At 69.8% G+C, this 21,558-nt stretch carries 22 protein-coding genes; 8 read left to right on the top strand and 14 right to left on the bottom strand.

What is annotated here, in order from left to right; genetic code table 11:
• Positions 1 to 37: 37 nt before the first annotated feature.
• The 7 genes from JHN45_RS01455 to JHN45_RS01425 all read right to left on the bottom strand — a co-directional run bounded on the left by JHN45_RS01455 (position 38) and on the right by JHN45_RS01425 (position 7,022).
• On the bottom strand, positions 38 to 1,042 hold the full coding sequence (locus JHN45_RS01455) for a LysR family transcriptional regulator (RefSeq protein WP_200708758.1): 1,005 nt from the start codon (positions 1,040 to 1,042) through the stop codon (positions 38 to 40).
• A 157-nt stretch (positions 1,043 to 1,199) separates the two neighbouring features.
• Positions 1,200 to 2,156 carry a fumarylacetoacetate hydrolase family protein gene (locus tag JHN45_RS01450; RefSeq protein WP_201047663.1) on the bottom strand — a complete coding sequence of 319 codons (957 nt, stop codon included), beginning with the start codon at positions 2,154 to 2,156 and terminating at the stop codon, positions 1,200 to 1,202.
• 3 nt (positions 2,157 to 2,159) lie between these two features.
• Positions 2,160 to 3,545 carry an FAD-binding oxidoreductase gene (locus tag JHN45_RS01445; RefSeq protein WP_201047662.1) on the bottom strand — a complete coding sequence of 462 codons (1,386 nt, stop codon included), beginning with the start codon at positions 3,543 to 3,545 and terminating at the stop codon, positions 2,160 to 2,162.
• Between the two features lie 29 nt (positions 3,546 to 3,574).
• Complete coding sequence (locus tag JHN45_RS01440) at positions 3,575 to 4,555, bottom strand: cyclase family protein (protein WP_200708755.1); 981 nt, start codon at positions 4,553 to 4,555, stop codon at positions 3,575 to 3,577.
• Positions 4,552 to 5,559: an amidohydrolase family protein gene (locus tag JHN45_RS01435; RefSeq protein WP_201047661.1), complete on the bottom strand. Its 1,008-nt coding sequence runs from the start codon at positions 5,557 to 5,559 to the stop codon at positions 4,552 to 4,554. The genes JHN45_RS01440 and JHN45_RS01435 overlap by 4 nt, the downstream gene beginning before the upstream one ends.
• Positions 5,556 to 6,680 (bottom strand): FAD-dependent monooxygenase, encoded by a 1,125-nt coding sequence (locus tag JHN45_RS01430; RefSeq protein ID WP_201047660.1) that lies wholly within the window; start codon positions 6,678 to 6,680, stop codon positions 5,556 to 5,558. Before JHN45_RS01430 ends, JHN45_RS01435 begins: the two co-directional genes overlap by 4 nt.
• A gap of 36 nt (positions 6,681 to 6,716) precedes the next feature.
• Positions 6,717 to 7,022 carry an antibiotic biosynthesis monooxygenase gene (locus JHN45_RS01425; RefSeq protein WP_201047659.1) on the bottom strand — a complete coding sequence of 102 codons (306 nt, stop codon included), beginning with the start codon at positions 7,020 to 7,022 and terminating at the stop codon, positions 6,717 to 6,719.
• A 261-nt stretch (positions 7,023 to 7,283) separates the two neighbouring features.
• On the opposite strand from JHN45_RS01425, the gene JHN45_RS01420 reads away from it, so the two are divergent.
• The 5 genes from JHN45_RS01420 (at position 7,284) to JHN45_RS01400 (ending at position 13,502) form a co-directional block, all read left to right on the top strand.
• Positions 7,284 to 8,249 carry a fumarylacetoacetate hydrolase family protein gene (locus tag JHN45_RS01420; protein WP_201047658.1) on the top strand — a complete coding sequence of 322 codons (966 nt, stop codon included), beginning with the start codon at positions 7,284 to 7,286 and terminating at the stop codon, positions 8,247 to 8,249.
• Positions 8,246 to 9,181, top strand: coding sequence for a VOC family protein (locus JHN45_RS01415; protein ID WP_201047657.1), 936 nt, complete (start codon positions 8,246 to 8,248; stop codon positions 9,179 to 9,181). The genes JHN45_RS01420 and JHN45_RS01415 overlap by 4 nt, the downstream gene beginning before the upstream one ends.
• A gap of 41 nt (positions 9,182 to 9,222) precedes the next feature.
• A complete protein-coding gene (gene hisD / locus JHN45_RS01410) occupies positions 9,223 to 10,524 on the top strand; it encodes a histidinol dehydrogenase (RefSeq protein ID WP_201047656.1) in 1,302 nt (433 codons plus the stop codon).
• The gene (locus JHN45_RS01405; protein WP_201047655.1) at positions 10,521 to 11,291 is read left to right on the top strand and encodes an SDR family NAD(P)-dependent oxidoreductase; all 771 of its coding nucleotides are present in this window, start codon (positions 10,521 to 10,523) and stop codon (positions 11,289 to 11,291) included. Before hisD ends, JHN45_RS01405 begins: the two co-directional genes overlap by 4 nt.
• A 300-nt stretch (positions 11,292 to 11,591) precedes the next feature.
• Positions 11,592 to 13,502, top strand: coding sequence for a hypothetical protein (locus JHN45_RS01400; RefSeq protein ID WP_201047654.1), 1,911 nt, complete (start codon positions 11,592 to 11,594; stop codon positions 13,500 to 13,502).
• Positions 13,503 to 13,523: 21 nt separating this feature from the next.
• Here the strand turns inward: JHN45_RS01400 and JHN45_RS01395 are convergent, their stop codons facing one another.
• Entirely contained in the window at positions 13,524 to 13,922 is a 399-nt protein-coding gene (locus JHN45_RS01395; protein WP_200708746.1) for a nuclear transport factor 2 family protein, read from the bottom strand.
• A gap of 70 nt (positions 13,923 to 13,992) precedes the next feature.
• Here JHN45_RS01395 and JHN45_RS01390 point away from each other — a divergent pair, with 70 nt between their 5' ends.
• Complete coding sequence (locus tag JHN45_RS01390; protein WP_201047653.1) at positions 13,993 to 14,556, top strand: PadR family transcriptional regulator; 564 nt, start codon at positions 13,993 to 13,995, stop codon at positions 14,554 to 14,556.
• A gap of 5 nt (positions 14,557 to 14,561) precedes the next feature.
• A complete protein-coding gene (locus JHN45_RS01385) occupies positions 14,562 to 15,287 on the top strand; it encodes a class I SAM-dependent methyltransferase (protein ID WP_201047652.1) in 726 nt (241 codons plus the stop codon).
• A 15-nt stretch (positions 15,288 to 15,302) separates the two neighbouring features.
• Here the strand turns inward: JHN45_RS01385 and JHN45_RS01380 are convergent, their stop codons facing one another.
• Complete coding sequence (locus JHN45_RS01380) at positions 15,303 to 16,115, bottom strand: alpha/beta fold hydrolase (protein ID WP_234467467.1); 813 nt, start codon at positions 16,113 to 16,115, stop codon at positions 15,303 to 15,305.
• A 68-nt stretch (positions 16,116 to 16,183) separates the two neighbouring features.
• A complete protein-coding gene (locus JHN45_RS01375; protein ID WP_201047651.1) occupies positions 16,184 to 17,017 on the bottom strand; it encodes an alpha/beta hydrolase in 834 nt (277 codons plus the stop codon).
• Between the two features lie 143 nt (positions 17,018 to 17,160).
• On the opposite strand from JHN45_RS01375, the gene cynS reads away from it, so the two are divergent.
• On the top strand, positions 17,161 to 17,607 hold the full coding sequence (gene cynS, locus JHN45_RS01370) for a cyanase (RefSeq protein ID WP_200679243.1): 447 nt from the start codon (positions 17,161 to 17,163) through the stop codon (positions 17,605 to 17,607).
• Here the strand turns inward: cynS and JHN45_RS01365 are convergent.
• The 4 genes from JHN45_RS01365 to JHN45_RS01350 form a co-directional block, all read right to left on the bottom strand.
• Positions 17,567 to 17,953, bottom strand: a complete 387-nt coding sequence (locus JHN45_RS01365) for a helix-turn-helix domain-containing protein (protein ID WP_200708742.1) — start codon at positions 17,951 to 17,953, stop codon at positions 17,567 to 17,569. The two genes, cynS and JHN45_RS01365, sit on opposite strands and share 41 nt — an antisense overlap.
• A 77-nt stretch (positions 17,954 to 18,030) precedes the next feature.
• Positions 18,031 to 19,560 carry an MFS transporter gene (locus tag JHN45_RS01360; RefSeq protein ID WP_201047650.1) on the bottom strand — a complete coding sequence of 510 codons (1,530 nt, stop codon included), beginning with the start codon at positions 19,558 to 19,560 and terminating at the stop codon, positions 18,031 to 18,033.
• A 289-nt stretch (positions 19,561 to 19,849) separates the two neighbouring features.
• Positions 19,850 to 20,995: an RNA polymerase sigma factor gene (locus tag JHN45_RS01355; RefSeq protein ID WP_201047649.1), complete on the bottom strand. Its 1,146-nt coding sequence runs from the start codon at positions 20,993 to 20,995 to the stop codon at positions 19,850 to 19,852.
• Positions 20,992 to 21,411, bottom strand: a complete 420-nt coding sequence (locus tag JHN45_RS01350) for a YciI family protein (protein ID WP_200708739.1) — start codon at positions 21,409 to 21,411, stop codon at positions 20,992 to 20,994. Before JHN45_RS01350 ends, JHN45_RS01355 begins: the two co-directional genes overlap by 4 nt.
• Positions 21,412 to 21,558: the final 147 nt, after the last annotated feature.

Here is a 21,558-nt window from a genome sequence, read left to right as displayed (position 1 = left end):
GGTTCCTCCAGGGGGTGCGGGCTGTCTCCCGTCCACGCTAGGAAGCCGCGGTCAGCTCCGGAAACGCACGATCGGCATGGGTGGCATCCGCGCCGACGATCTCGTCGGCGACTTCTTCAGCGATTTCGCGCACCACTGGGTCGTCCAGCGACGCGCCCACCTTGCGGACCGTCTCCCGCAGCCAGCGGTGCGCCGGGTCCGCGTGCCGGTTGTGGTGCCAGTACATGGCCTCGACGAGCGGTACGTCCGGGAAGGGCGTCGGTACGACGGCACAGCGCGCGAAGCCCTCGTAGCGCCGGGCGAGCCGCTCGGGGACCACGGCGACCAGGTCGGTGCCGCTCACCAGGAACGGCAGTACGTTGAAGCCGGGCGTGCTCACCTGCACCCGGGGTGTGATGCCGAGGGTCTCCAACTGCCGGTCGGCGGGCGTGAGTTTGCCGACGGCGCAGGCCGCGTGCGGCATCTCCGCGAGGTCGCGCAGCGAGAGTCGGCCGTCCACCAGACGCGGGTTGTCCGGGTCGACGAGACACACGAACCGGTCGTGCATCACGGCCTCGCTCACGCCCGGCAGCTGATAGCCGAGCGGCACGATCATCAGGTCGTGGCAGCGCAGATGCGTCTCCGTCTCCAGTTGCCCGATGACGATCGGGTGGAAGTCGATCCGGATGCCCGGGGCCTCCTGCGCGAGCGCCCGCAGCAGCGGTTCCACGAACACCGTCATCACGTAGTCGGACATCACGACCGAGAACCGCTGCCGGCTGCGCGAGGGATCGAAGTGCCTGGTCAGCGACAGCGCCTCCTCCGCCTTGTGCAGGGAGGACTGGACGACCGGCAGCAGCCGCTCCGCGAGCGGGGTCAGCTCGTACTCGCGGCCCACCCGCACCAGCAGCTCGTCGTTGAAGTGCCGCCGCAGCCGGGCCAGGGAGCCGCTCATCGCGGACTGGCTGGTGGACAGCCGCACCCCCGCGTGGGTGACGTTCTTCTCCTCCAGGAGGGCTTCCAGAGCCACCAGAAGATTCAGGTCGATTGCTCCCAGACCCATGCGCCTGTCCTTCCGGCCGCGTCGTTGAAGCTCGGTGAAACCGGAGCGTAACGACCGCCTTCCCACCGAGGAAGAGTCCGGGAGGGAAGTCACAGGGATCCGATAGCTGCCATCGGATCCCCGGATGTGTGCAGGTCGGAAGGGTTGGCCGTCCGGTCTACGGCCTTGGGGTCCGGCCGCGCTTGCGGGCCCGCGGCAGGTACACGTCCGTACGGCCGGGCACCACGCGGTTGGAGAGGGTGCCGAGGCGCTCCACCGCGAGGGTCACCTCGTCGCCGGGCTTGAGCGGCGGCGGGGTGCGCTCGCCGACCCGGCCCCAGAACTCGGCCAGGGCGCCCCAGCCGCAGGTGCCCGAGCCGAGGATGTCCCCGGGGCGCACCCAGGCGTCCCGGGAGGCGTAGGCGATCATCTCCTCGAAGGTCCAGGAGACGTTGGCGAGGGTGTCCCGGCCGATCAGCTCTCCGTTGAGGGTGACGGTCATCTCCAGGTCGAGGAAGCCGTCCGGATCGCGCCGGTCCTCGACCTCGTCGGCGGTGACCAGACAGGGGCCGAGCGTGTTCGCGAAGTCCTTGCCCTTGGAGAAGCCGAGTCCGAGGTTCTTCTCCGGCTTCTGCAGGTCCCGCGCCGACCAGTCGTTGAAGACCAGATAGCCGACGATGTGCTCACGCGCCCGCTCCGGCGTGAGGTCACGTCCGGCGCGGCCGATGACCACCCCGACCTCCAACTCGAAGTCGAGCACCGAGCAGCCCGCCGGGATCGGCACCTCGTCGTGCGCGCCGTACGCCGCGTGGGGGTTGGTGAAGTAGAAGTTCGGCGCCCGGTACCACTCCTCGGGCACGTGCTCCAGTCCGTCCAGGGACTTCGAGACCCCCTCGATGTGCGCCTCGAACCCGACGAAGTCCCGGATGGACGGCGGCTTCAGCGGCGGCAGCAGCCGCACCTGATCCATCGTCAAGTCACTTGGCTGCCGCAGCGCTTCGGTGCCGGCCGCGTGCAGCACCTCCTGCTCCAGCAGGGTCAGTACGGTGACGCCCTCTGGCAGTGGATGGACGGTCCCGTCCCGGACGACCCCGGCGCGTTCCACGCCCTCGTACTCGTATGTCGCGAAACGCATCGCTCACTGCTCCCAGTGGTTGGTGTTGGTGACGGTCCCCGCGCTCAGATAGCCGGCGAAGAGCCCCTTGGGGTCGCGGGCGGCCCGGATCTCCCGCAGCCGACGCCACTGTTCGTCGCCCATGAACCTCAACTGCCGCACGGTGAAGTCCGAGTCGCCGAGGTACTGGCCGGCCGTGACCGGCTGCATGTCCGCCATCGCGCTGTCCAGCCAGGCGCGCAACTCCGTGTCCCGCGCGGGGTCGTCGTGAATGACGTAGGTGGCGCAGTAGATCTCCGACTGCAACGAGAAGGCCATGTCGGGGAGTTGGCGCAGCGGGGCCATCGAGAACCAGATGGTGAAGGTCTGCCGGGTGGGCTGCTCGGTGAAGGCCCTGCGGATCGCCGGCACGACCTCGTCGGCGGGGCCGGTCAGCCAGGCGTTGTCGACCAGGTAACGGTGGCCCTCGGGGTTGGCGGTGCGCTGGCCCGCCAACTGCTCCGCCAGCGTGGTCTGTTGGGCCTCGACGCGGAACAGGGCCCGGTCCGCGTACGGGTTGGCATGCAGCGGCGCCAGCGCCTCCGCGGCCTGCTCGGCGGTGTCGGTCATCGACACGCCCGTGACCAGCAGCACCGGCTCGTCCAGGTCGGGCGGTGTCTGCGTGAGCGCGACGATCTCCACCAGGTCCGAGACCGTGTGGTGCATGCCGTGCAGCCAGGTCATGACGTCGTCGAACAGGTCGAGCGGGTACGCGTGCACGGTGTGGCCGAGGTACCTCGGCAGCGGGCGGGTGCGGAGGTGGAATCGGGTGACGATGCCGAAGAAGCCCGGGCCCGCGCCGCGCGCCGCCCAGAACAGGTCGCTGTGGTGGGTCTCGTCGGCGCGCACCAACTCGCCCTCGGCGGTGACGACATCGATCGCCACGATGTTCTCCGCCGCCCAGCCCCAGCCCCGCGCGTTCCAGCCCTGCCCGCCCTGGAGCAGAAAGCCGCCGATGCCGACGGACGGGCAGTGCCCGCCGTTGAAGAAGCGGCCGAACTCCCCGAGATACGGGTTGAGTTCGTCGCCGCCCTTGACGCTGGGAGTCGCCGTCACGATCTCGGTCCCCGGGTCGTACGCCATCTCGCGGAAGCCCCCGAGGTCGATCAGCAGCGCGTCCTCGCGCACCGACCACGCGGCCCAACTGTGGCCGCCGGAACGGACGGCGACCTGCCAGCCCCGCTCCAGAGCGAGTCGTACCCCCTCCACGACGTCCTGCTCCGACTCGGCCATCAGGACGGCGGCCGGTGAACGGTCGTACGGGCGGCGGGCGTTGAAGACCCGGCCGAAGCAGGCCGTCCCGAAGTCCTCGTCGTCGGGGAGGTGGAGGGTGCCGGAGAAGCGGTTCCCTTGTGGGGGTTCGGGGGTCATCCCCCGATTGAATGCAGTCACGGGCGTACTCACTTGATCGCGATCGGGTTGACGGGGGCGCCCACCGCACCGGTGACCGGCAGCGGTGCGGCGACCAGCAGGAACTCGAAGACACCGTCGGCCGCGCAGTCCTCGGCCAGTGCCTCCAGGTCCCACATCTCGCCCAGTGGGAGGCCCATGTTGGGGATCGCTATCTGGTGCAGTGGGGACATCGCGGGCTGCGGAAACTCGTAAGGTCGTACCTCAAGTCCCCAGGTGTCGGAGGCGATCGCCGCGATCTCGGTGCGGTGCAGCCAGCCGAGGGTGGTGAAGGAGAGGCCAGGTGCGTCCCCGGCCGCGTATCCGCCCCATGCGCCGAGCCGCCGTACGCGGCCCAGTTGGCCGGTGCGGATCAGGACGAGGTCGCCGCGTCGGACCGAACTCGTCGCGCCCTGCGCCTCGATGGTGGCGCGCAGATGTTCCTCCAAGATGGGGAAGCCGTCAGGGAGTTCACCGTTCTCGTCGCCGACCGCGCGGCCCACGTCGAGCAGGACCCCGCGACTGGTGAAGGCGTCCTTCATGTGCTCGATGCCGGTGACCGAGTCGCCGTCGCCGTTGACGATGGTGCACGGACGGCCGTTCCACGCCTGCTTGTTGTCGTAGATGTGGCCGAGGCCGTCCCACTGAGTGGAGGCCTGCAACGGCATCACGATGTGGTCGTCGGCGCCGCCGAAGCCGTGCGGGAAACCCTGGGTGCCGGCCGCCGCGTCGGAACCGGTGTCCTTCATGTAGTGCACCGGGTTGATCCGGCCGCGGAAACCGCGCTGCGGGCCCGACTCGTTGAACTCCTGGGCGAGCGAGAAGGACCGCCCGCGCCGCACCAGGCCCACCGCGTGGGCGCGGATCGCGTCGTCGATGAAGTTCAGCGTGCCGAGCACGTCGTCCTCACCCCAGCGGCCCCAATTGCGGTAGGCGGAACGGGCCTTGGCGAGCTCTTCCTCGATCGGACCGAGGGCGGGGCGGGTCGTCATCGGGTGTGTCCTTTCAACAGCAGGTCGAGAGCGTTGCCTCCGGCGATCGCGGCCCGGTCGGTGGGAGCGAGCCCGGCCGCGTCCAGGCGGGCCACCGGGTCGTCGACACCCATGTCGAAGGGGTGGTCGGTACCGAGGACGACCCGGTCCGCGCCCACCTCCTCGACGAGTTGGCGCAGTGCGCGCGAGGTGTACACCAGGGCGTCGAACCACATCCGCCGCAGATAGGAACTGGGCAACTCGGCGCAGCCGCGCGCGTCCTCGCGTACCCGCCAGGCGTGGTCCGAACGGCCGATGTACGTCGGCAGATAGCCGCCGCCGTGCGCCGCCACCAGCTTCAGGCGCGGGAAGCGGTCCAGGACTCCGGTGAAGATCAGATGTGAGAGCGCGACCGTCGTCTCCACCGGCTGACCGACCGTGTTTCCCAGGTAGTCGGTCGCCAGGCGTTCGCCGAGGGAGCAGCCCCAGGGGTGGATGAACACGACCACGCCCAGCTCCTCCGCGCGCTGCCACACCACGTCGTGCGCGGGGTCGGCCAGTTCGCGGCCGTCGACCGTCGTGGAGACGCTGATGCCGTACAGGCCATGGTCGTTGACCGCCTGGTCCAGCAACGCGACCGCCAGGTCCGGGTGTTGGAGCGGGACGGTGCCCAGGCCGAACAGCCGGTCCGGCGCGGTGGCGCAGTGGGCGGCGACGGCCTCGTTGACGGTACGGGCGAGCCGGATCGCGAGATCCTGGTCCGCCCAGTAGTGGTGCATCGGCATCGGTCCGACCACCTGGATGTCGACGCTCATCGCGTCGAGGTCCGCGAGGCGGGTGGTGACGTCCGTCAACTTGGGCGCCAACCGCTGGAGTTGGGCGCGGTTGACGGCCAGGGACGCGGGGGAGTGGGCGCGTTGCTCGGCCGCGAGTTCGGCGGCAAACCCCGGGGTTCCCGCCACCAGGGCGTCGGCGGCGGGGACGGCGAGGTGGCCGTGGAAGTCGACCACGGGCGAGGCGGTCACGCCGCCGCCGTCAGGTTGTCGAGCGTCTCCGACATGATGCGGGCCGGGTCGGCGCCTGGTGTGCCGGGATGGATCTCCCAGTCGGCGAGCTGGAGGGAGTTCTCCAGGACCATCCGCACCCGGGGCAGTCGCCGGGCCATGAAGGTCTCCAGGGCCTTCTCCGTCGACTCGGCCCCGGTCACCAGCTCCGCCAGCAGCACCGCGTCCTCCATGCACATCGCCGCGCCCTGCGCGATCAGCGGCGGACAGGCGTGCACGGCGTCACCGATGACCATCGCACGGCCCCGGTGCCAGGGCTCGTCGACCAGGATCGCCTCGATCCACCGGTAGTCGACCGCCGTGTCGTCGGGCAGCGAGGCGAGGATCTTCCCCCAGGTCCCGCCGTACCCGGCGCCGCGCTCGCGCAGCAGGGAGAGCGGGGCGCGCGGGCCGATCAGCGAGGTGTCGAGGTTCTCGTCGAGGAGGTAGGCGTAGCACTGGTCCGGCGAGATCGGGCTGTAGCCGGCCTTGAAGCGCGGACCGCCGTAGTACACCTCGGCGCAGTCCATCTCGGCCGGACGGTCCGCTACGACCCGGAAGATCGACATGCCGACGGGACGGGGCTTGGCATCGATGCCGATCAGGGCGCGCATCGCCGAGTTGATGCCGTCGGCGCCCACGACGAGGTCGTAGCGGCCGGTCGATCCGTCCGTGAAAGCGACGTCCACATGGGCGGGCGACTGGTCGAGCCGCTCCACGCTCAGTCCGAGGCGCACCCGTACCCCGTGCCCGCGCACCGCGTCGCACAGCGCGTCCTGCAGATCCGAGCGCAACGCGCCCGCCGTGGACGGCAGTTCGGGCCCGCCGGTGTGCGGGGTGTTCAACTCGGTGATCAGCCCGCCGTCGGCCGAGCGCAGCCGCATGATGTCGAACGGCACCGCCCGGGCCAGCACCCGGTCCAGGACACCCACGGAACGCAGCGCCTTGAGCGCGTTGCCCTGGACGGTGATGCCATGGCCCACACCGAACCACTGCGGAGAGATCTCGACGAGCTCCACCTCGGCGCCCCGCTGGGCGAGCGCGAGACACAGCACGCTACCGGTGATGCCGCCGCCGACGACGAGCACCTTCTGTACGGGCATGGGCGATCCTTGCGAACGTAGACAGCGGAGTGGGGGTTATCGGGAGAAGCGGGCGCCGAGTTCGTGGAAGTGCTCGACGGCCGGCGGCTCGGCGAAGAACGGTCCGACCAGGGCCCGCCAGCGCGCGAAGGGCTCGGACTCCCGGAAGCCGACCATGTGTGCCTCGACCGAGTCCCAGCCGACCAACAGCAGGAAGACTCGCGGCCGTTCGACGCCTTGCAGCAGTTCGGCCCAGCGGAACCCGTCGGCCTCGGCCAGCACCTCGCGGGCCTTGCCGAACACCTCCGCGAACTCCCGCTCCCGACCCGCCTCGACGGTCAGCTCGGCATGCTCGACTATCACGTTCTTCTCCTCGGGAAAGTGGGTGCTCCGAGCCTGCGTGGGCGGTCGATCCACGGTCAACGGATCGAGGCATCGGCAAGGGGGACGTCATGCATCCCGTACGGCGATGGAGTCGTGGTCGAGCGGCCGGCGGGCCCGCCGCGCAACGGCATGGCGGGCAGGGACGGCCGGTGATGGCAGGCATCGCGGATCGCCATTTCCGCCGGGTCCCCGGGCTGCCTAGCGTCGAGGGCGAGCCCCCACCCGTACGAGGAGAGCGCCGTGCCCGATCCACAGCCCACCCATGCCGGACCCTTCGCACTCGGTACGTTCGCTGCCGGCGCGGCGGTCTTCCCCGGCCTGGTCACCGGTTCCCGAGTGCGCGACCTCTCCGACCTCGTGCCGTCGGTCCGGGAGCTCGTCGAGGAGTGGGGCGACTGGCTGCCCCGGCTGGCCGACCTCGCCGGGTCCTCCGACGGCACCTGGCACGACCTGGCTGCGCTGCGCGTCCTGACCCCTCTCGAGCCCGGCCAGATCCTCCAGAGCGGCGCCAACTACCGCAAGCACGTGGTCGATCTGGTCGCCGCCGAGAAGGAGAGCGTGCACGGCGCCACCCCCGAAGAGGCCCGCGCCGACGCCGAGCTGATGATGGACGAGCGTGCTCGCAACGGCGTTCCGTACGTCTTCCTCGGCTCCCCGCGCGCGATCAGCGGCCCCTACGACGACATCGTGCTTCCCGCGCTCGGCGAACAGCACGACTGGGAACTCGAACTCGCCCTCGTCATCGGGAAGTCGGGCAAGAACATCCCGGCCGAGGAGGCGATGGACCACGTCGCCGGATACACGATCTCGAACGACCTCACCACCCGCGATCGCCTCTACCGGCCCGACCTCAAGGCCATCGGCACCGACTGGTTCACCGCCAAGAACGCCGACACCTTCCTGCCGACCGGGCCCTTCCTCGTACCGGCCGCCTTCGTCGGCGACCCCGGGGACCTGCGGATCACTCTGCGCCACAACGGAGTTGTGCGCCAGGACGAGTCGACGAAGGACATGATCTTCGACATCCCGCGGCTCATCGCCTATGTCTCCACGACCACCACCCTGCGCCCCGGCGACCTGCTGCTCACCGGCTCCCCGGCCGGCAACGGCGCGCACTGGGGCGTCTTCCTGAAGCCCGGCGACGTCGTCGAGTCGGAGATCACCGGCCTGGGCCACCAGCGCAACACCGTCAGGAGCGGACAGTGACCTTCCAGCCCATCACCCATCTGCGCCATGTCGACCTGGCCGTACCGGACTTCGCCCGCCAGCGCGCCTTCTACGGCACCACCTGGGGCCTGACCGAGGTCGCCAACGACAGCGGTGTCGCCTTCTTCGCCGCCGAGGGCAGCCCCGAGCAGTACATCGTCCGCATCCGCGAGGACGAGCGGAAGCGGATGGACCTGGTCGCCTTCGGGGCCGTCTCACCGGAGGCTGTCGACGAGTTGCACGGACGGCTGGGGCGGGCCGGGGTCCAACTCCTCGGCGAGCCCGGTGCGTTGGACACCCCGGGTGGTGGCTACGGCTTCCGGTTCTTCGACCCGGACGGGCGGGTCGTCGAGGTCTCCGCCGACGTCGCCACCCGCGCCCACCGGAAGATCGAAGAGCGCGAGGCGATCCCCGTGCGGCTCTCGCACTGTGTGGTCAACTCCCAGAATCCGGAAGGGCTTCGCGACTTCTACGTACAGCACCTCGGGTTCCGGCTGACCGACACCCTGTACTCGACGCACATGGGCGACCTCATGTACTTCCTGCGGTGCAGCCCGCTCCATCACTCCTTCGCGATCGCCCGGGGACCCCATGTCTCCCTGCACCACGCCTCGTTCGAGATGCGCGGGGTCGAGGAGTACATGCGGGGCACGGGACGGGCGCTGCGCGCCGGGACCCGGCTGACCTGGGGGCCCGGCCGGCATCTCGCGGGCGACAACACCTTCTCCTACTTCCACGACCCGCACGGCAACACCGTCGAGTACACGACCGAACTCGCCGTCCTCGAAGAGGACTTGTGGCACCCGGGCCGCCATGACGTCGACGACCCGATCACCCAGGACCAGTGGGGCACCGCCGACCCGATGAGCGAGTCGGTCGCCAAGGAGCAGTTCAACGACCCCGACGTGCTCTTCGTGGCGCCCCCTGTCTGACACCCCCTTTGTCGCGAACCACCCGCAGAAAGGCCGCAGTTGTGGCAACGATCCTGAAGCACGCCGTGCCCAAGTCGGAGGTGGCCGCCTCCCTCGACCAGGTGCGGGAGACCGTGACCGGCGTCATCGCGGACATCCGTGAGCGCGGCGACGAGGCCGTGCGCGCCTACTCCGAGAAGTTCGACAAGTGGAGTCCCGACTCCTTCCGACTGTCCGACGCGGAGGTCGAGAAGATCGTCGCGTCGGTGCCGCAGCAGGTCATCGACGACATCCGCTTCGTCCAGGACCAGGTGCGCACCTTCGCCCGCCACCAGCTCGACTCCTTGCGGGAGTTCGAGGTGGAGACCCTGCCGGGTGTGCGCCTCGGGCAGAAGCACATCCCCGTGCAGGCGGCCGGCGCCTACATCCCCGGAGGCCGCTACCCGCTCACCGCCTCCGCCCACATGACCATCGTCACCGCCAAGGTCGCCGGCGTGCCCCGGGTCGTCGCCTGTACGCCGCCCATCCACGGCGAGATCCCGGCCGCCACCGTCGCCGCCATGCACCTCGCCGGCGCCGACGAGATCTGGCTGCTCGGCGGAGTGCAGGCGGTGGCCGCCATGGCCGTCGGGACGGACACGATGCGACCGGTGAACCTCATCGCCGGACCCGGCAACGCCTATGTCGCCGAGGCCAAGCGACAGCTCTTCGGGGAGATCGGCATCGACCTGTTCGCCGGACCGACCGAGATCCTCGTCCTCGCCGACGAGCAGGCCGACCCGTTCGTGTGCGCCGTCGACCTGCTCTCCCAGGCCGAGCACGGCCCGGACTCCCCGGCCGTCCTCATCACCACCTCCCGCGAGGTCGCCGAGCAGACCATCGCCGAGGTGGAACGCCTGCTGCCCGGCATGCCCACCCGCGACTTCGCCGGGCCCGCCTGGCGCGACCACGGCCAGGTGCACGTCGTCGACACGCTCGACGAGCTGTACGCCCTCGCCGACGAGTTCGCCTTCGAGCACGTGGAGGTGCTGACCGCCGAACCCCGCCTCGCGCTGGAGCGCATGACCCAGTACGGCGCCCTGTTCCTCGGCGAGGGCACCTGTGTGTCGTTCGGCGACAAGGTCATCGGCACGAACCATGTGCTGCCCACACGTGGTGCCTCGCGCTATACCGGCGGCCTGTGGGTGGGGAAGTACCTCAAGACGGTGACCTACCAGGAGGTCACCGACACCGACTCGCAGACACTGCTCGGCCGACTGTGCGGACGGGCGGCCCGCGTCGAACTGTTCGAGGGACACGCCCGCTCCGGTGACGTACGCGCCGCCAAGGCCGCGGGCGACGAACTGCCCTGGAACACCGCATGACGCTGGACGGTCGTACGGCACTGATCACCGGCGGCGGCGGACCGCTGGGCCGTGCCTTCGCGCTCGCCCTCGCGGACGCCGGTGCCCGCGTGATCCTCGTCGGGCGCAACGAGACGGCGCTCGCGGAGGCGGCGGCACATGTGGGGAAGGACGGCGGACAGGCCCGTACGGCCGTGTGCGACATCTCCGCCCCCTCCGCTGTCGGCGCCCTGGCCGCCCAACTCGCCGACGAGGACGTGTCGTTGCTCGTCAACAACGCCGGAGTCGCGGGCCCCGTCCGGCCCCTGGTCGACATCGAGCCGGACGAGTGGGACGACGTGTTCGCCGCCAATGTCCGGGGCGTCTATCTGATGTGCAGGGCCTTCCTGCCGCCGATGCTCGCGGCCGGACGCGGTGACATCGTCAACGTGGCCTCGGTCAGCGGCAAGCGTCCGCTGCTCAACCGCACCCCGTACACCGCCTCCAAGATGGCGCTGCTGGGACTGACGCGGACGCTGGCCGGGGAGGTCGGACCGCGGGGGATCGCGGTCAACTCCCTTTCCCCGGGCCCGGTTCGGGGACCGCGCATGGACCGCAACTTCCGGCTCACCGCCGAACTGACCGGCTGCACGGTCGCCGAGGCCGAACGCGACTTCGCCTCCCGGGCCGCCCTCGGCCGGCTCGTCGAGGAGCACGAGGTCGCCCAGGCGCTGGTGGCGATGCTCGCGATGCCCGGCCTGTGCGGGGCCGACATCGACCTGTCGGCGGGGATGATCGCCCCGGCGTAGCGGAACCGCGTGCGGAAAACGGTGAGGTGGACGGCCGACGGGCCGCCCGCCTCACCGGCATGTCCGAGCCCGCCCACCCGCTATGACAACTCTGTGTGACCGCCATGAAATGGTCGGCGTGATCCGAGGCATCGGACTCCCATATGTGTGTGCCGCCCGCCTGTTCCCTGGTTCTCGGGGCTGCTTAAGTCGTCCCTCGTGCGCACCTTCGGTGCCGCCGCCGGGCCCGTCCGCATACCGCGTTCGACGGCCGGCCGGTCACACTGCGCAACGGCGCATCGATCCCTGGGAAGGCAAGCAATGACGCTGATCACCCGACGCTCGGTCCTGATCGCCGGTACCGCCACGGCCGGAGCCGTACTGGTGCCGGCGGTCTCCGCCACCGCCGCGCCGACGGCCAAGAAGGCTTCGGGCACGCGGATCTCGGTCGGATCCGGTGAGACGTACACGGTCGCCGCGACGACCCGCGTGAGCGAGCTGACCATCGCGCCCGGCGGGAAGATCGTCGCCCCGGACGGCTCCAGCCTCTCGCTGACCGTCGACGGCGTGGAGACCGGCCAGCTGCTCACCGCCACCGGCGCCACGGCCACCCTGATCCAGGCCGGCACCTACCGGGGCGACGTCGTCCTGACCGTCGCCGCGGCCAACGAGGTGACGTACCAGACGCTCACCTTCCCGTTCCGGCAGGCGGTGTACGTGGACGGCGACGGCGTGGTCAAGGACAAGTCCGTCCTCGCTGCCGTCCTCGGCGGCAAGCTCACCGACGCGTACGCCAGGAACGTGTCGATCACCTCGACCGGCGAGTGCTTCGACGGCGTGTACGTCCAGGACGCCACCTACACACTTGACCGGCCGTCCATCTCCCTCACCGGCAACGGCCGTTCGGACTTCGCGGGCTACGGCGCCGCCGTCGTCGGCGACGGTTCCTCGACCACGCTGGTCCTCGACGGTGCCCGCATCGATACCAAGGGAGTCGTCCGCACCGCCGTCATCGCCGACGACGGTGCCAACGTCCTCGTCAAGGACTCCGTCCTCCGCACCCGCAACGGCCTACTGCCCGCCGACTACCAAGCCACCGTGGAAACGCCCTACATGGAGTCCGTGCCCTGGATGCTCGGCCTCGACGGCAACGTCCGCGCCACCAACCTGATCGGCGCCAACAGCAAGGCCACCTACCTCAACTCCACGATCTTCTCGGAGACTTGGGGCGCCCTGTCGGTCGAGGGCGGCAGCGGACTCAAACTGACCGCGATCAACAGCCACTTCGGCAACACGGGGGAGTACGGCTACGGCACCTACGCCATCGGCGACGCGACCGTGCGGGTGCTCGGCTCCCGGCTCGACGTCGGCAGCTACGCGACCATCATCGCGGGCCCGGCAGCTGTCGTGCACTACGGCGACAGCACCAAGGCCGCTGTCTCCGCGCTCAACACCGAGCTGGAACTCGGGCTGTCCAAGGGTGAGTTGGCGTCGATCCCGGTGCGCAGGACGGTCGTGAACTCCGGGCACTTCGGCTACATGTTCTTCGGGACCGGCCAACTCACCCTCGACGGCGGCACGCAGATCAACTCCGAGCGGGCCACCTTCCTCAACAAGGGGCAGCAGACCACGATCAGCGTCGACGGCTCCCAGGGCGCCCGGCTCAACCCGCGCGACGGGATCATCCTCCAGATGATCGAGCTGGACGACCCGGGCCCGGTCCCGGTCAACGGCAAGATGATGAACATCGGCGTCTACACCGAGCCGACGGGCGACCCGGCGAAGGACGCGAGCTTCGACCCGACCGCCGTGCACACCACGGACGGAGCCGCCACCTTCAACTCCATAGCCTTGAAGGGCGACTTCTACAACGGCATGCGCAAGGGCAAGAACATGGTCCTCACCTTCGAGGACACGAGCGTCGAGGGCGTCATCTCCGCGACGACGGCCAAGCACCGCGTCTCCAGCATCGACGCGTCGACCTTCTACGAGCTGGGCATCGTCAGCAACACCGTGGGAGCCGCCGTCAACAACGGCGCGATCGTGCAGCTGAACAGCGGCTCGACGTGGACGGTCACCGGCACCTCGTACCTGACCCGGCTCGCCCTCGCCGCCGACGCGACCGTCAGGGCGCCCCGGGGCAAGAAGGTCACGCTGACGGTCGACGGGACGGCCACGGCGATCACGGCCGGCCAGACCTACACCGGCGCGCTCACACTGACCGTCGGGTAGGTCACGCCGGAGGCGCGGTCCTCACCCGAGCCGCGCCTCCGCCTCCTTGGCGATCTGCTCGAACTGCGCCGCCATGGCCTCCTGGAGAGCCTGGGCGCCCGACAGCGGACGGACCATGACCGTCAACTCGTCGATCAGGCCCGCCTCGTTGACGTGGATGAAGTCGCAGCCGGTCAGCTCACGGTCGCCGACCCGGGTACGGAACACCAGCGCGTGGTCGGCGCCGTCCGGGTCGCCGATCTCCCGCTCGTACCGGAAGTCCTCGAAGACCCGCGCGACGGCGTGCAGGATCGCCGCCGTGATCGCCTTCCCGGGATACGGCTTGAACACGACCGGGCTGGTGAAGACCACGTCCTCCGCCAGCAGCGCCTCGACGGCGTCCATGTCCTGCGCCTCGACCGCCTCACGGAACGCACGCATCGGCTCACCTCATAGTCAATTTGTTGAGTAGGTGTGGATGAGACTAATCAACCGCTGTTAGCGTGTCCACATGTCCCTCAAGTACGCGGTCCTCGCGGCCCTCCTGGAAGGCGAGGCCTCGGGCTACGAACTGGCCAAGACCTTCGACGTGTCGCTGGCGAACTTCTGGCCCGCGACACCGCAGCAGCTCTACCGCGAACTGGAACGCCTCGCCCAGGACGGGCTGATCGAGGCACGGGTCGTACAGCAGGAACGCAGGCCCAACAAAAGGATGTTCACGCTCACCGAGGTCGGCCGGCGCGACCTCGACACCTTCGCCGCCGAGCCGCCCAGGCGCCCCACCGCCATCCGCGACGAGTTCCTCATCAAGATCCAGGCCATGGACGGCACCGACCCCGCCGTCATCCGCGAGCTGGTCGAGGAGCGCAGGTCGTGGGCGCGCGGCAAGCTCGACCGCTACGAGCGGGTACGGGACCGGCTCCTCGACGGGCGGACCGAGGAGGAGTACCTCCGGGACGCCGACCGCATCGGGCCGTATCTCACGCTGATGGCCGGGATCACCTTCGAGGAGGAGAACCTGCGCTGGTGCGAACGCGTTCTGGCGATCCTGAAGCACCGGGTTGCCCTAGGCTGACCCGGATGTTCAGCCCCGAAGGTCCCAGTCTGCGTGAACTCGCCGTCCAGGCACTGTCGTCCGTCGAGCACGGCTACGACCTGCTGGCGCCCAAGTTCGACCACACCCCTTTCCGGACACCGGCCTCGGTGCTCGACGCGGTCGCCTCGGCACTGCGCGGCATAGGGCCCTTCGACGACGGACTCGACCTGTGCTGCGGCACCGGGGCGGGCGCCGAAGCGCTGACGACCGTGTGCCAACGGAGCGTCACCGGCGTCGACTTCAGCGCGGGCATGCTCGCGGTCGCGCGAGAGCGCGTGAAGAGCGACGAACCGAGCGTTTCGTGGGTGCGCGGTGACGCGCGGGCCCTGTCGTTCGGGGCGGACTTCGACCTGGTGGTCAGCTTCGGCGCGTTCGGGCACTTCCTGCCCCGTGAACTGCCGGGGCTGTTCGGTCAGGTGCACTCCGTGCTGCGGCCCGGCGGACGCTTCGCGTTTCCCCTCCTGGCGCCGCCGCGCCCCACCTCGCCCGCGTACTGGATGCTGTCCGGCTTCGACGCGGTGATGAAGGTCCGCAACGCCGTGTGGCGACCGCCCTTCGTCATGTACTACCGGGACTTCCAACTCGGCTTCGTGCGCCGGGAGTTGCAGCGGATCGGCTTCGCCGTCGACCTCTACGCCCTGCCCGAGTTCGGGGACCGCGGCGACGGCAGCCCCCGCGTCCGCATGGTCGCGGCGCGACGGCTGCCGTAGCGGCTGGCGCGGGCGTCAACTCGTCGCGGACGCCGCCGACTTGATGACCTTCGTGACCAGGTCGGGGTGGGAGATCATCACCACGTGCGAGGCGTCCACCACGACGGTGTGCGAGCCCGCCCGCTTGGCCTCGAAGCGTTCCAGGTCGGGTGCGATCGCCCGGTCCTGCGCCGCCACGACCGCCCACGACGGGATGTCGTGCCAGGCCGCCGCCGTGGTGACGTCCGTGAACGCCGCCGAGCTGATGGGGCGTTGAGAGGCGCCCAGCAGCGCGGAGGTGGACTTCGGGAGGTCGGCGGTGAAGACCGCGTGGAACTTCGCGGTCTGGATGGCCAGATCGGTACCGCCCGAGCCGTCGGGCAGCGGCTGCAGCGCGTCGTTCAGCTGTGACCCGGGGAACCGCGCGGCGAGTTCGCCCAGTTGCTCGCCCTTGTCGGGCACGAAGGCCGCGACGTACACGAGCGCCTTCACGCTCGGGTCGCCCGCGGTCGCCTGGGTGATCACCGCGCCGCCGTAGGAGTGCCCTACGACGACCTTCGGGCCGTCGATCGTCTTGAGGAGCGCGGAGAGATAGGCGGCGTCCGAGGTGAGTCCGCGCAGCGGATTGGCGGGGGCCACGACCGTGTAGCCCGCCTTCTGCAGTCGGGAGGTCACGGCCGACCAGCTGGACGCGTCGGCGAACGCGCCGTGCACCAGGATCACGGTCGGCTTCGGTGCGGGGTGCTTGCCTCCGGTGGCGGGTGCCGCCGAGGCGGGGAGAGCGGTGGCCGCGAGGGTGCCTGCTGCGGCAACTGCCCCCAGCAGTAAGGGTCTACGGGACATCGTCATCGGTCAGCTCCAGAGGAGGTCGAGGAGATCGGCGTAGAACGCTTGCTCGTAGGTGTCCGTCCGGAAGTTCAGGCGTAGCGGCGCACGAACGACAGGGCGGTGTCGGCGACTTCCTGCCAGCCGCTGTCGATGGTCAGCGCGTGGCCCCGGCCCTTGATCTCGGTGATCTCGGTGACGCCCTTGTTGTGCTGCTGCTTCTTGTAGGAGGCGTTGGCGATCGACCAGGGCACGGTGTGGTCCTTCTCGCCCGAGATGATCAGGAGCGGCCCCCGCTCGGGGTTCTCCGTGTCGACCTTGGCCTCGGTCCACGGGTTGAGGTTCGCCGTGGCCGCCTGGAACAACGGGGCACCGGGCGCGGGCACCGCGTACGTCTCGTACAGCTCCCGTGCCTCCTCCTCGCTGACGGCGTTGGCGAATCCGTAGCGGAACTGGTCGTAGGTCAGGGGGACCGCGCGATTGCGGTTGGCGGGGTTGCTGAGGACCGGGGCGGAGGAGCGCAGCGCGGACACCGGCAACGGCAGCACGCCCCGGAAGGGCGCCGGGTCGATGGCCACGGACACGGCGGACAGCCCGCGTCCGGCGAGGATCTGGGTGAGCAGTCCGCCGAAGGAGTGGCCGACGATCGCCGGTTTGCGCGTCAGCGTGCCGATCAACTGCGCCAGATGGTCGGCGACTTGGCCGACCGTCTTGCCCGCCATGACCTCGGGGTGCTCGTTGGCCTCGGCGACCGTCTCCGGGTCGTCGGGCCAGGACAGGGAGACCGGCGCGTACCCGGCCTGCTCGAAGTGGGCTGCCCAGCGGTCCCAACTGCTCGGCAGCAGCCACAGACCGTGGACGAAGACGACCGGCGTACGTTCGACGGCGTTCGCCTTTTCGATCTGTTGTACGTCGATGTGGGTCATGTTCGGAAGTATGCGTCGACGGGTGTGCCGGAGTCCCGCATATGACAGCACTGGGCGGAGGGGGACGCCATTGTCGCGGCCTGGGTGATCTCCTACGCTGAACGGCGTGTGGCCAAGAGTGCTGTCCGGGAACGGAGTTGCGCATGCTCAGCAAGGGTGAAGCCGGCGAGGCGGTCCGCCTGGCCAAGGTCAAGACCGGTGTCACATGGGCCCAGTTGGCCGAGGCCGTCGGCAGACCGCTCGCCTGGACCACGGCGGCGCTGCTCGGCCAGCACCCCATGACCAAGGACGAGGCGGCGACGGCCGCCGCCCTCCTCGAACTCGGCGAGGACGCCGCCCTCGCCTTCCAACTCCAGCCGACCCGTGGCGCGTTGGACGCGGCGGTGCCCGTGGACCCGACGATCTACCGGCTCTACGAGGTCATCCAGGTCTACGGCCCCACCATCAAGGAACTGATCCACGAGCAGTGCGGTGACGGCATCATGAGCGCCATCAACTTCCGCCTCGACGTCAGCCGGGTGCCCGATCCGGCGGGGGACCGGGTCGTCATCACCCTCGACGGGAAGTACCTCCAGTACCAGTGGGAGTGACCACGAGGTGCTCCTCGGCCCAGACGGCCAGCGCGGCGAGCGGGATCAGGAAGGCGTCGCCGTGCGGGGTGAGGGCGTAGGAGGAGCGCAGCGGCGGACCGTGGTGCACGGTGCGGGTGAGGAGGCCGGCGACGGCCAGTTCGTGGAGGCGGTCGGCGAGCATGCGGTCGCTGATGCCGGGCACCCGCTCGCGTACTTCACCGAACCCTGCGGGGCCCTTGGCCAGCGCGGCGAGGACCAGGCCGCTCCAGCGTTTGCCGAGCAGGGCGAAGGCGCCGGTCAACGCGTCGATGGGCGGCGGGAGTTGGGGGCGCTGAGGCGCCGCTGAGGTGGGCTGGTTCGTCATGCTGGGCTCCGGCGGCGCGAAGACCGCGTCCGCGGTCTTCGCGCCGGTTCGATGTCGTGGTGCCTGACTGTGTGGGTTCAGCCCATGTGGATCGGGGCGGCGCCTTCGGTGTGTTGCTGTCGGCCGGCGTTCACGGCGAACACGGTCACGGCGGCACCGGCGACGAACACCACCCCGGCGGCGACGAACGCCATCGTGTAGCCGTGCGTCAGTGCGTCCCCCGCCTTCGATACGAGCCCCAAGTCCTTTGTGGCCAGGCCCCGATAGAGGGCGCCGGCCGCACGGGGCAGCTTGTCGTCGGCCGCCGAGTTCGAGATCGTCGACAGGACGGCGAGGCCCAGGGCGCCACCGATCTGCTGGGCCGTGTTGAGCAGGGCCGAGGCGATGCCGGTGTCCTGGTGGGCGACACCGCTCACCGCGCCGAGCGTCATCGGGACGAAGCTCATGCCCAGGCCGAGGGCGGTGACGAACATGGCGGGCATGAGATGCCCGGCGTAGGACGAGTCCGGCTCCAGGGTGGCGAACCAGAACATGCCGACTGCCGCGACCAGTAGGCCCGGTGCCGCGATCGACCGGGGCGCGATGTGGGCGACGAGCTTGGAACTGATGCCCGCTGCCGCTGCCATGCCGAAGCTGAACGGCAGATACGCGAAGCCGGTCTTGATGGGGCTGTAGCCCAGGATCAGCTGCATGTAGAGCGTCAGGAAGTAGAAGAACGCGAACATGCCGGAGCCGATGAACAGCATGGTGGCGTAACTGCCCCACCGATTACGGTCGTTGAACAGGCGCAGCGGCATCATCGGGTCCGGCGTACGGGACTGGAGGAACAGGAACGCCGCCAACAGGACGGCCGCGACCGCGAAGCAGCCCAGCGTGAGGCCGTTGGTCCAGCCGTGCTCGCCGCCGCGCGTGATGCCGTAGACCAGGGAGATCAGGCCGCCGGTTCCGGTGACGGCGCCGGGGACGTCGAGGCGGCCGGGGTGGCGCTGTGCCTCGACGAGGCTGCGGGTGCCGGCGAGGACGGCGAGGCCGATCGGGATGTTGACGAAGAACACCCAGCGCCAGTCCAGCACATCGGTGAGCAGGCCGCCGAGCAGCAGACCGACCGTGGCACCGAGGCCGCCCATCGCGGCGTACACGCCCATCGCCCGGTTGCGGGGCCTGCCCGCGGGGAACGTGGTCGTGATCAGCGCCAGCGCATTCGGTGCGGCGAGGGCCGCGCCGACGCCCTGGAGGATGCGCGCGCCGATCAACAGGCCCTCGTTCGGGGCGAGTCCACCGAGCAGGGACGCGAGGGTGAAGACGGCGACGCCCACCTGGAAGATCCGGCGGCGGCCGAACAGGTCCCCGGCCTTTCCGCCGAGCAGCAGGAGACCGCCGAAGGCCAGCGCGTACGAGTTGACGATCCACGCCAGATTCGCGTCGGAGACACCGAGGTCGGTCTGGATGGCGGGCAGGGCGATATTCGTGATGGTGGCATCGAGGATGACCATCAGCTGGGCCGCCGCGATGACGAACAGGGCGAGACCGAGATGTCGGTCTCCGGGGGCGGTGCCGGAATGCTCCGGTGCCGTGGAAGTGACGGTGGCCACGCTCTCAGCAGACATGGTTCAAGAACTCCAGGGAGTGCCGCGAACAGGGAAAGGTGAGAGTGAACGGAATCCGGTGAGAAGCGGAACACTCGCTGTGCAATCCGAGGTCGGGGCACCGGACACGGCACATCGCTCGACCTCGGGACGAGTGCTCACCGTAGCAGCGATTCACCGTCGGTCGTGACCCGACAACTCCCTTTCCGGTGTTGCCAATATCGCCCTTGACGAAATCATCATTGGTGTGGGCAACGGGAATTCGAGACGCTCGGCAATTGCCCACACTTTCCGGGAAAAAGCAAACAGTTCAAGCGGACCGGAGGGTATTGAGCCGGGCGGCCTGGCGGGTCAGATGGTCGCGCTCGGCGAGATTGGGGGCCTTGTGTGCAGCCTCCGCGTACAGCCGTGCCGCCGTCTTCAGGTCGCCGTCGCGCTCGTGGAGGTACGCCGCCACCGCCGTATGGCGGGGGAGCGAGTCGTCCAGGGCCGCGAGTGCGGTCAGACCCGCGCGCGGGCCGTCGGCCTCGCCGACCGCCACCGCGCGGTTGAGGCGGACCACCGGACTGTCGGTCAGGCCGACGAGTTCGTCGTACCACTCGACGATCTGCACCCAGTCCGTCTCCTCGGCCCTGGGCGCGTCCGCGTGCAGCGCCGCGATCGCGGCCTGCGCCTGGAACTCGCCCAACCGGTCCTGGGCGAGGGCGAGTTGGAGGATCGTGACGCCCTCGGCGATCAACTTGGTGTCCCACCGCTCGCGGTCCTGCTCGGCGAGCGGCACCAGGCTGCCGTCCGGCGCGGTCCGGGCGGCGCGGCGGGCGTGGTGGAGCAGCATGAGGGCGAGCAGGCCCGACACCTCGGGGTGGTCGATCACGCCCGCGACCTGCCGGGTGAGCCGGATGGCCTCGGCTGCGAGGTCGACATCGCCGGAGTAGCCCTCGTTGAAGACCAGGTAGAGGACGCGCAGCACGGTGGCCACATCGCCGGGCTGGTCGAAGCGCACACCGGACACGGTGCGCTTGGCCCGGCTGATGCGCTGTGCCATCGTCGCCTCGGGCACCAGATAGGCCTGGGCGATCTGCCGGGTGGTGAGCCCGCCGACCGCGCGCAGCGTGAGCGCGACCGCCGACGACGGCGTCAACGACGGGTGGGCGCACAGGAAGTAGAGCTGGAGCGTGTCGTCCGTCGCGGGCGCGGGGCCGGGAGCCGGCTCTTCGTCCACCCGGTCCTCGCGTCTACGGCGGGCCGTGTCCGCCCGCGTCGCGTCGAGGAACCGCCGCCACGCCACCGTGACGAGCCACCCCTTCGGATCGCGCGGCGGATCCTCGGGCCAGACCCGGACCGCCTCGACGAGCGCGTCCTGTACGGCGTCCTCGGCCGCCGCGAAGTCTGCTCCGCGGCGGACGAGGATGCCGAGCACGCTCGGCGTGAGGCTCCTCAGCAGGACCTCGTTCACTTGAAGGTGCAGTCCGTGGTGGTGGAGTGCACGCCCAGGAACGGGCGCAGCTCCAGCCACTCGTGGATCGGCTTGCCACCGGCACCGGGGGCGGCCGACAGCTCACCGGCCAGCTCCACAGCCCGCTCGTAGCTGTCGACGTCGATGATCATCCAGCCGGCGATGACGTCCTTGGTCTCGGCGAACGGGCCGTCGGTGACCGGCGGGCGCCCCTCGCCGTCGTAGCGGACGAACGTCCCCTCGGGCGAGAGGGCCTGGCTGTCGACGTACTCGCCGGTCTTCTCGAGACGGGCCGCGAAGTCGTTCATGTACTGCACGTGGGCCGTGATCTCCTCGGGCGTCCACTGGTCCATGGGGACGTCGTTCACGGCGGCGGGGGCGCCGCGGTAGTGCTTCAGCAGCAGGTACTTGGCCATGGTCGTTCTCCTCGGTGCCGGTGCGAGCCATTGTGGTCGCGTTCACCTCGGGGACGGAGCCGGGCGCGGGTTCTCGACATCGGCGGGCAGGTTTTTTCGCCGCGAGTTTCGCGAGGGCTGTGGGGGATGGCGGAAAGGGAGGCGTGT

The sequence above is a fragment of the Streptomyces sp. MBT53 genome (assembly GCF_016654115.1).
Taxonomy (GTDB): Bacteria; Actinomycetota; Actinomycetes; order Streptomycetales; family Streptomycetaceae; genus Streptomyces.
This window is presented reverse-complemented; position numbering and strand designations above follow the sequence as displayed.

What these genes read in the sequence shown, in the direction of transcription:
- JHN45_RS01455 (WP_200708758.1), bottom strand. Translation starts at nt 1,042, where the DNA reads ATGGGTCTGGGAGCAATCGACCTGAATCTTCTGGTGGCTCTGGAAGCC.
- JHN45_RS01450 (WP_201047663.1), bottom strand. Translation starts at nt 2,156, where the DNA reads ATGCGTTTCGCGACATACGAGTACGAGGGCGTGGAACGCGCCGGGGTC.
- JHN45_RS01445 (WP_201047662.1), bottom strand. Translation starts at nt 3,545, where the DNA reads ATGACCCCCGAACCCCCACAAGGGAACCGCTTCTCCGGCACCCTCCAC.
- JHN45_RS01440 (WP_200708755.1), bottom strand. Translation starts at nt 4,555, where the DNA reads ATGACGACCCGCCCCGCCCTCGGTCCGATCGAGGAAGAGCTCGCCAAG.
- JHN45_RS01430 (WP_201047660.1), bottom strand. Translation starts at nt 6,680, where the DNA reads ATGCCCGTACAGAAGGTGCTCGTCGTCGGCGGCGGCATCACCGGTAGC.
- JHN45_RS01405 (WP_201047655.1), top strand. Translation starts at nt 10,521, where the DNA reads ATGACGCTGGACGGTCGTACGGCACTGATCACCGGCGGCGGCGGACCG.
- JHN45_RS01400 (WP_201047654.1), top strand. Translation starts at nt 11,592, where the DNA reads ATGACGCTGATCACCCGACGCTCGGTCCTGATCGCCGGTACCGCCACG.
- JHN45_RS01395 (WP_200708746.1), bottom strand. Translation starts at nt 13,922, where the DNA reads ATGCGTGCGTTCCGTGAGGCGGTCGAGGCGCAGGACATGGACGCCGTC.
- JHN45_RS01390 (WP_201047653.1), top strand. Translation starts at nt 13,993, where the DNA reads ATGTCCCTCAAGTACGCGGTCCTCGCGGCCCTCCTGGAAGGCGAGGCC.
- JHN45_RS01385 (WP_201047652.1), top strand. Translation starts at nt 14,562, where the DNA reads ATGTTCAGCCCCGAAGGTCCCAGTCTGCGTGAACTCGCCGTCCAGGCA.
- JHN45_RS01380 (WP_234467467.1), bottom strand. Translation starts at nt 16,115, where the DNA reads ATGACGATGTCCCGTAGACCCTTACTGCTGGGGGCAGTTGCCGCAGCA.
- JHN45_RS01375 (WP_201047651.1), bottom strand. Translation starts at nt 17,017, where the DNA reads ATGACCCACATCGACGTACAACAGATCGAAAAGGCGAACGCCGTCGAA.
- cynS (WP_200679243.1), top strand. Translation starts at nt 17,161, where the DNA reads ATGCTCAGCAAGGGTGAAGCCGGCGAGGCGGTCCGCCTGGCCAAGGTC.
- JHN45_RS01365 (WP_200708742.1), bottom strand. Translation starts at nt 17,953, where the DNA reads ATGACGAACCAGCCCACCTCAGCGGCGCCTCAGCGCCCCCAACTCCCG.
- JHN45_RS01360 (WP_201047650.1), bottom strand. Translation starts at nt 19,560, where the DNA reads ATGTCTGCTGAGAGCGTGGCCACCGTCACTTCCACGGCACCGGAGCAT.
- JHN45_RS01350 (WP_200708739.1), bottom strand. Translation starts at nt 21,411, where the DNA reads ATGGCCAAGTACCTGCTGCTGAAGCACTACCGCGGCGCCCCCGCCGCC.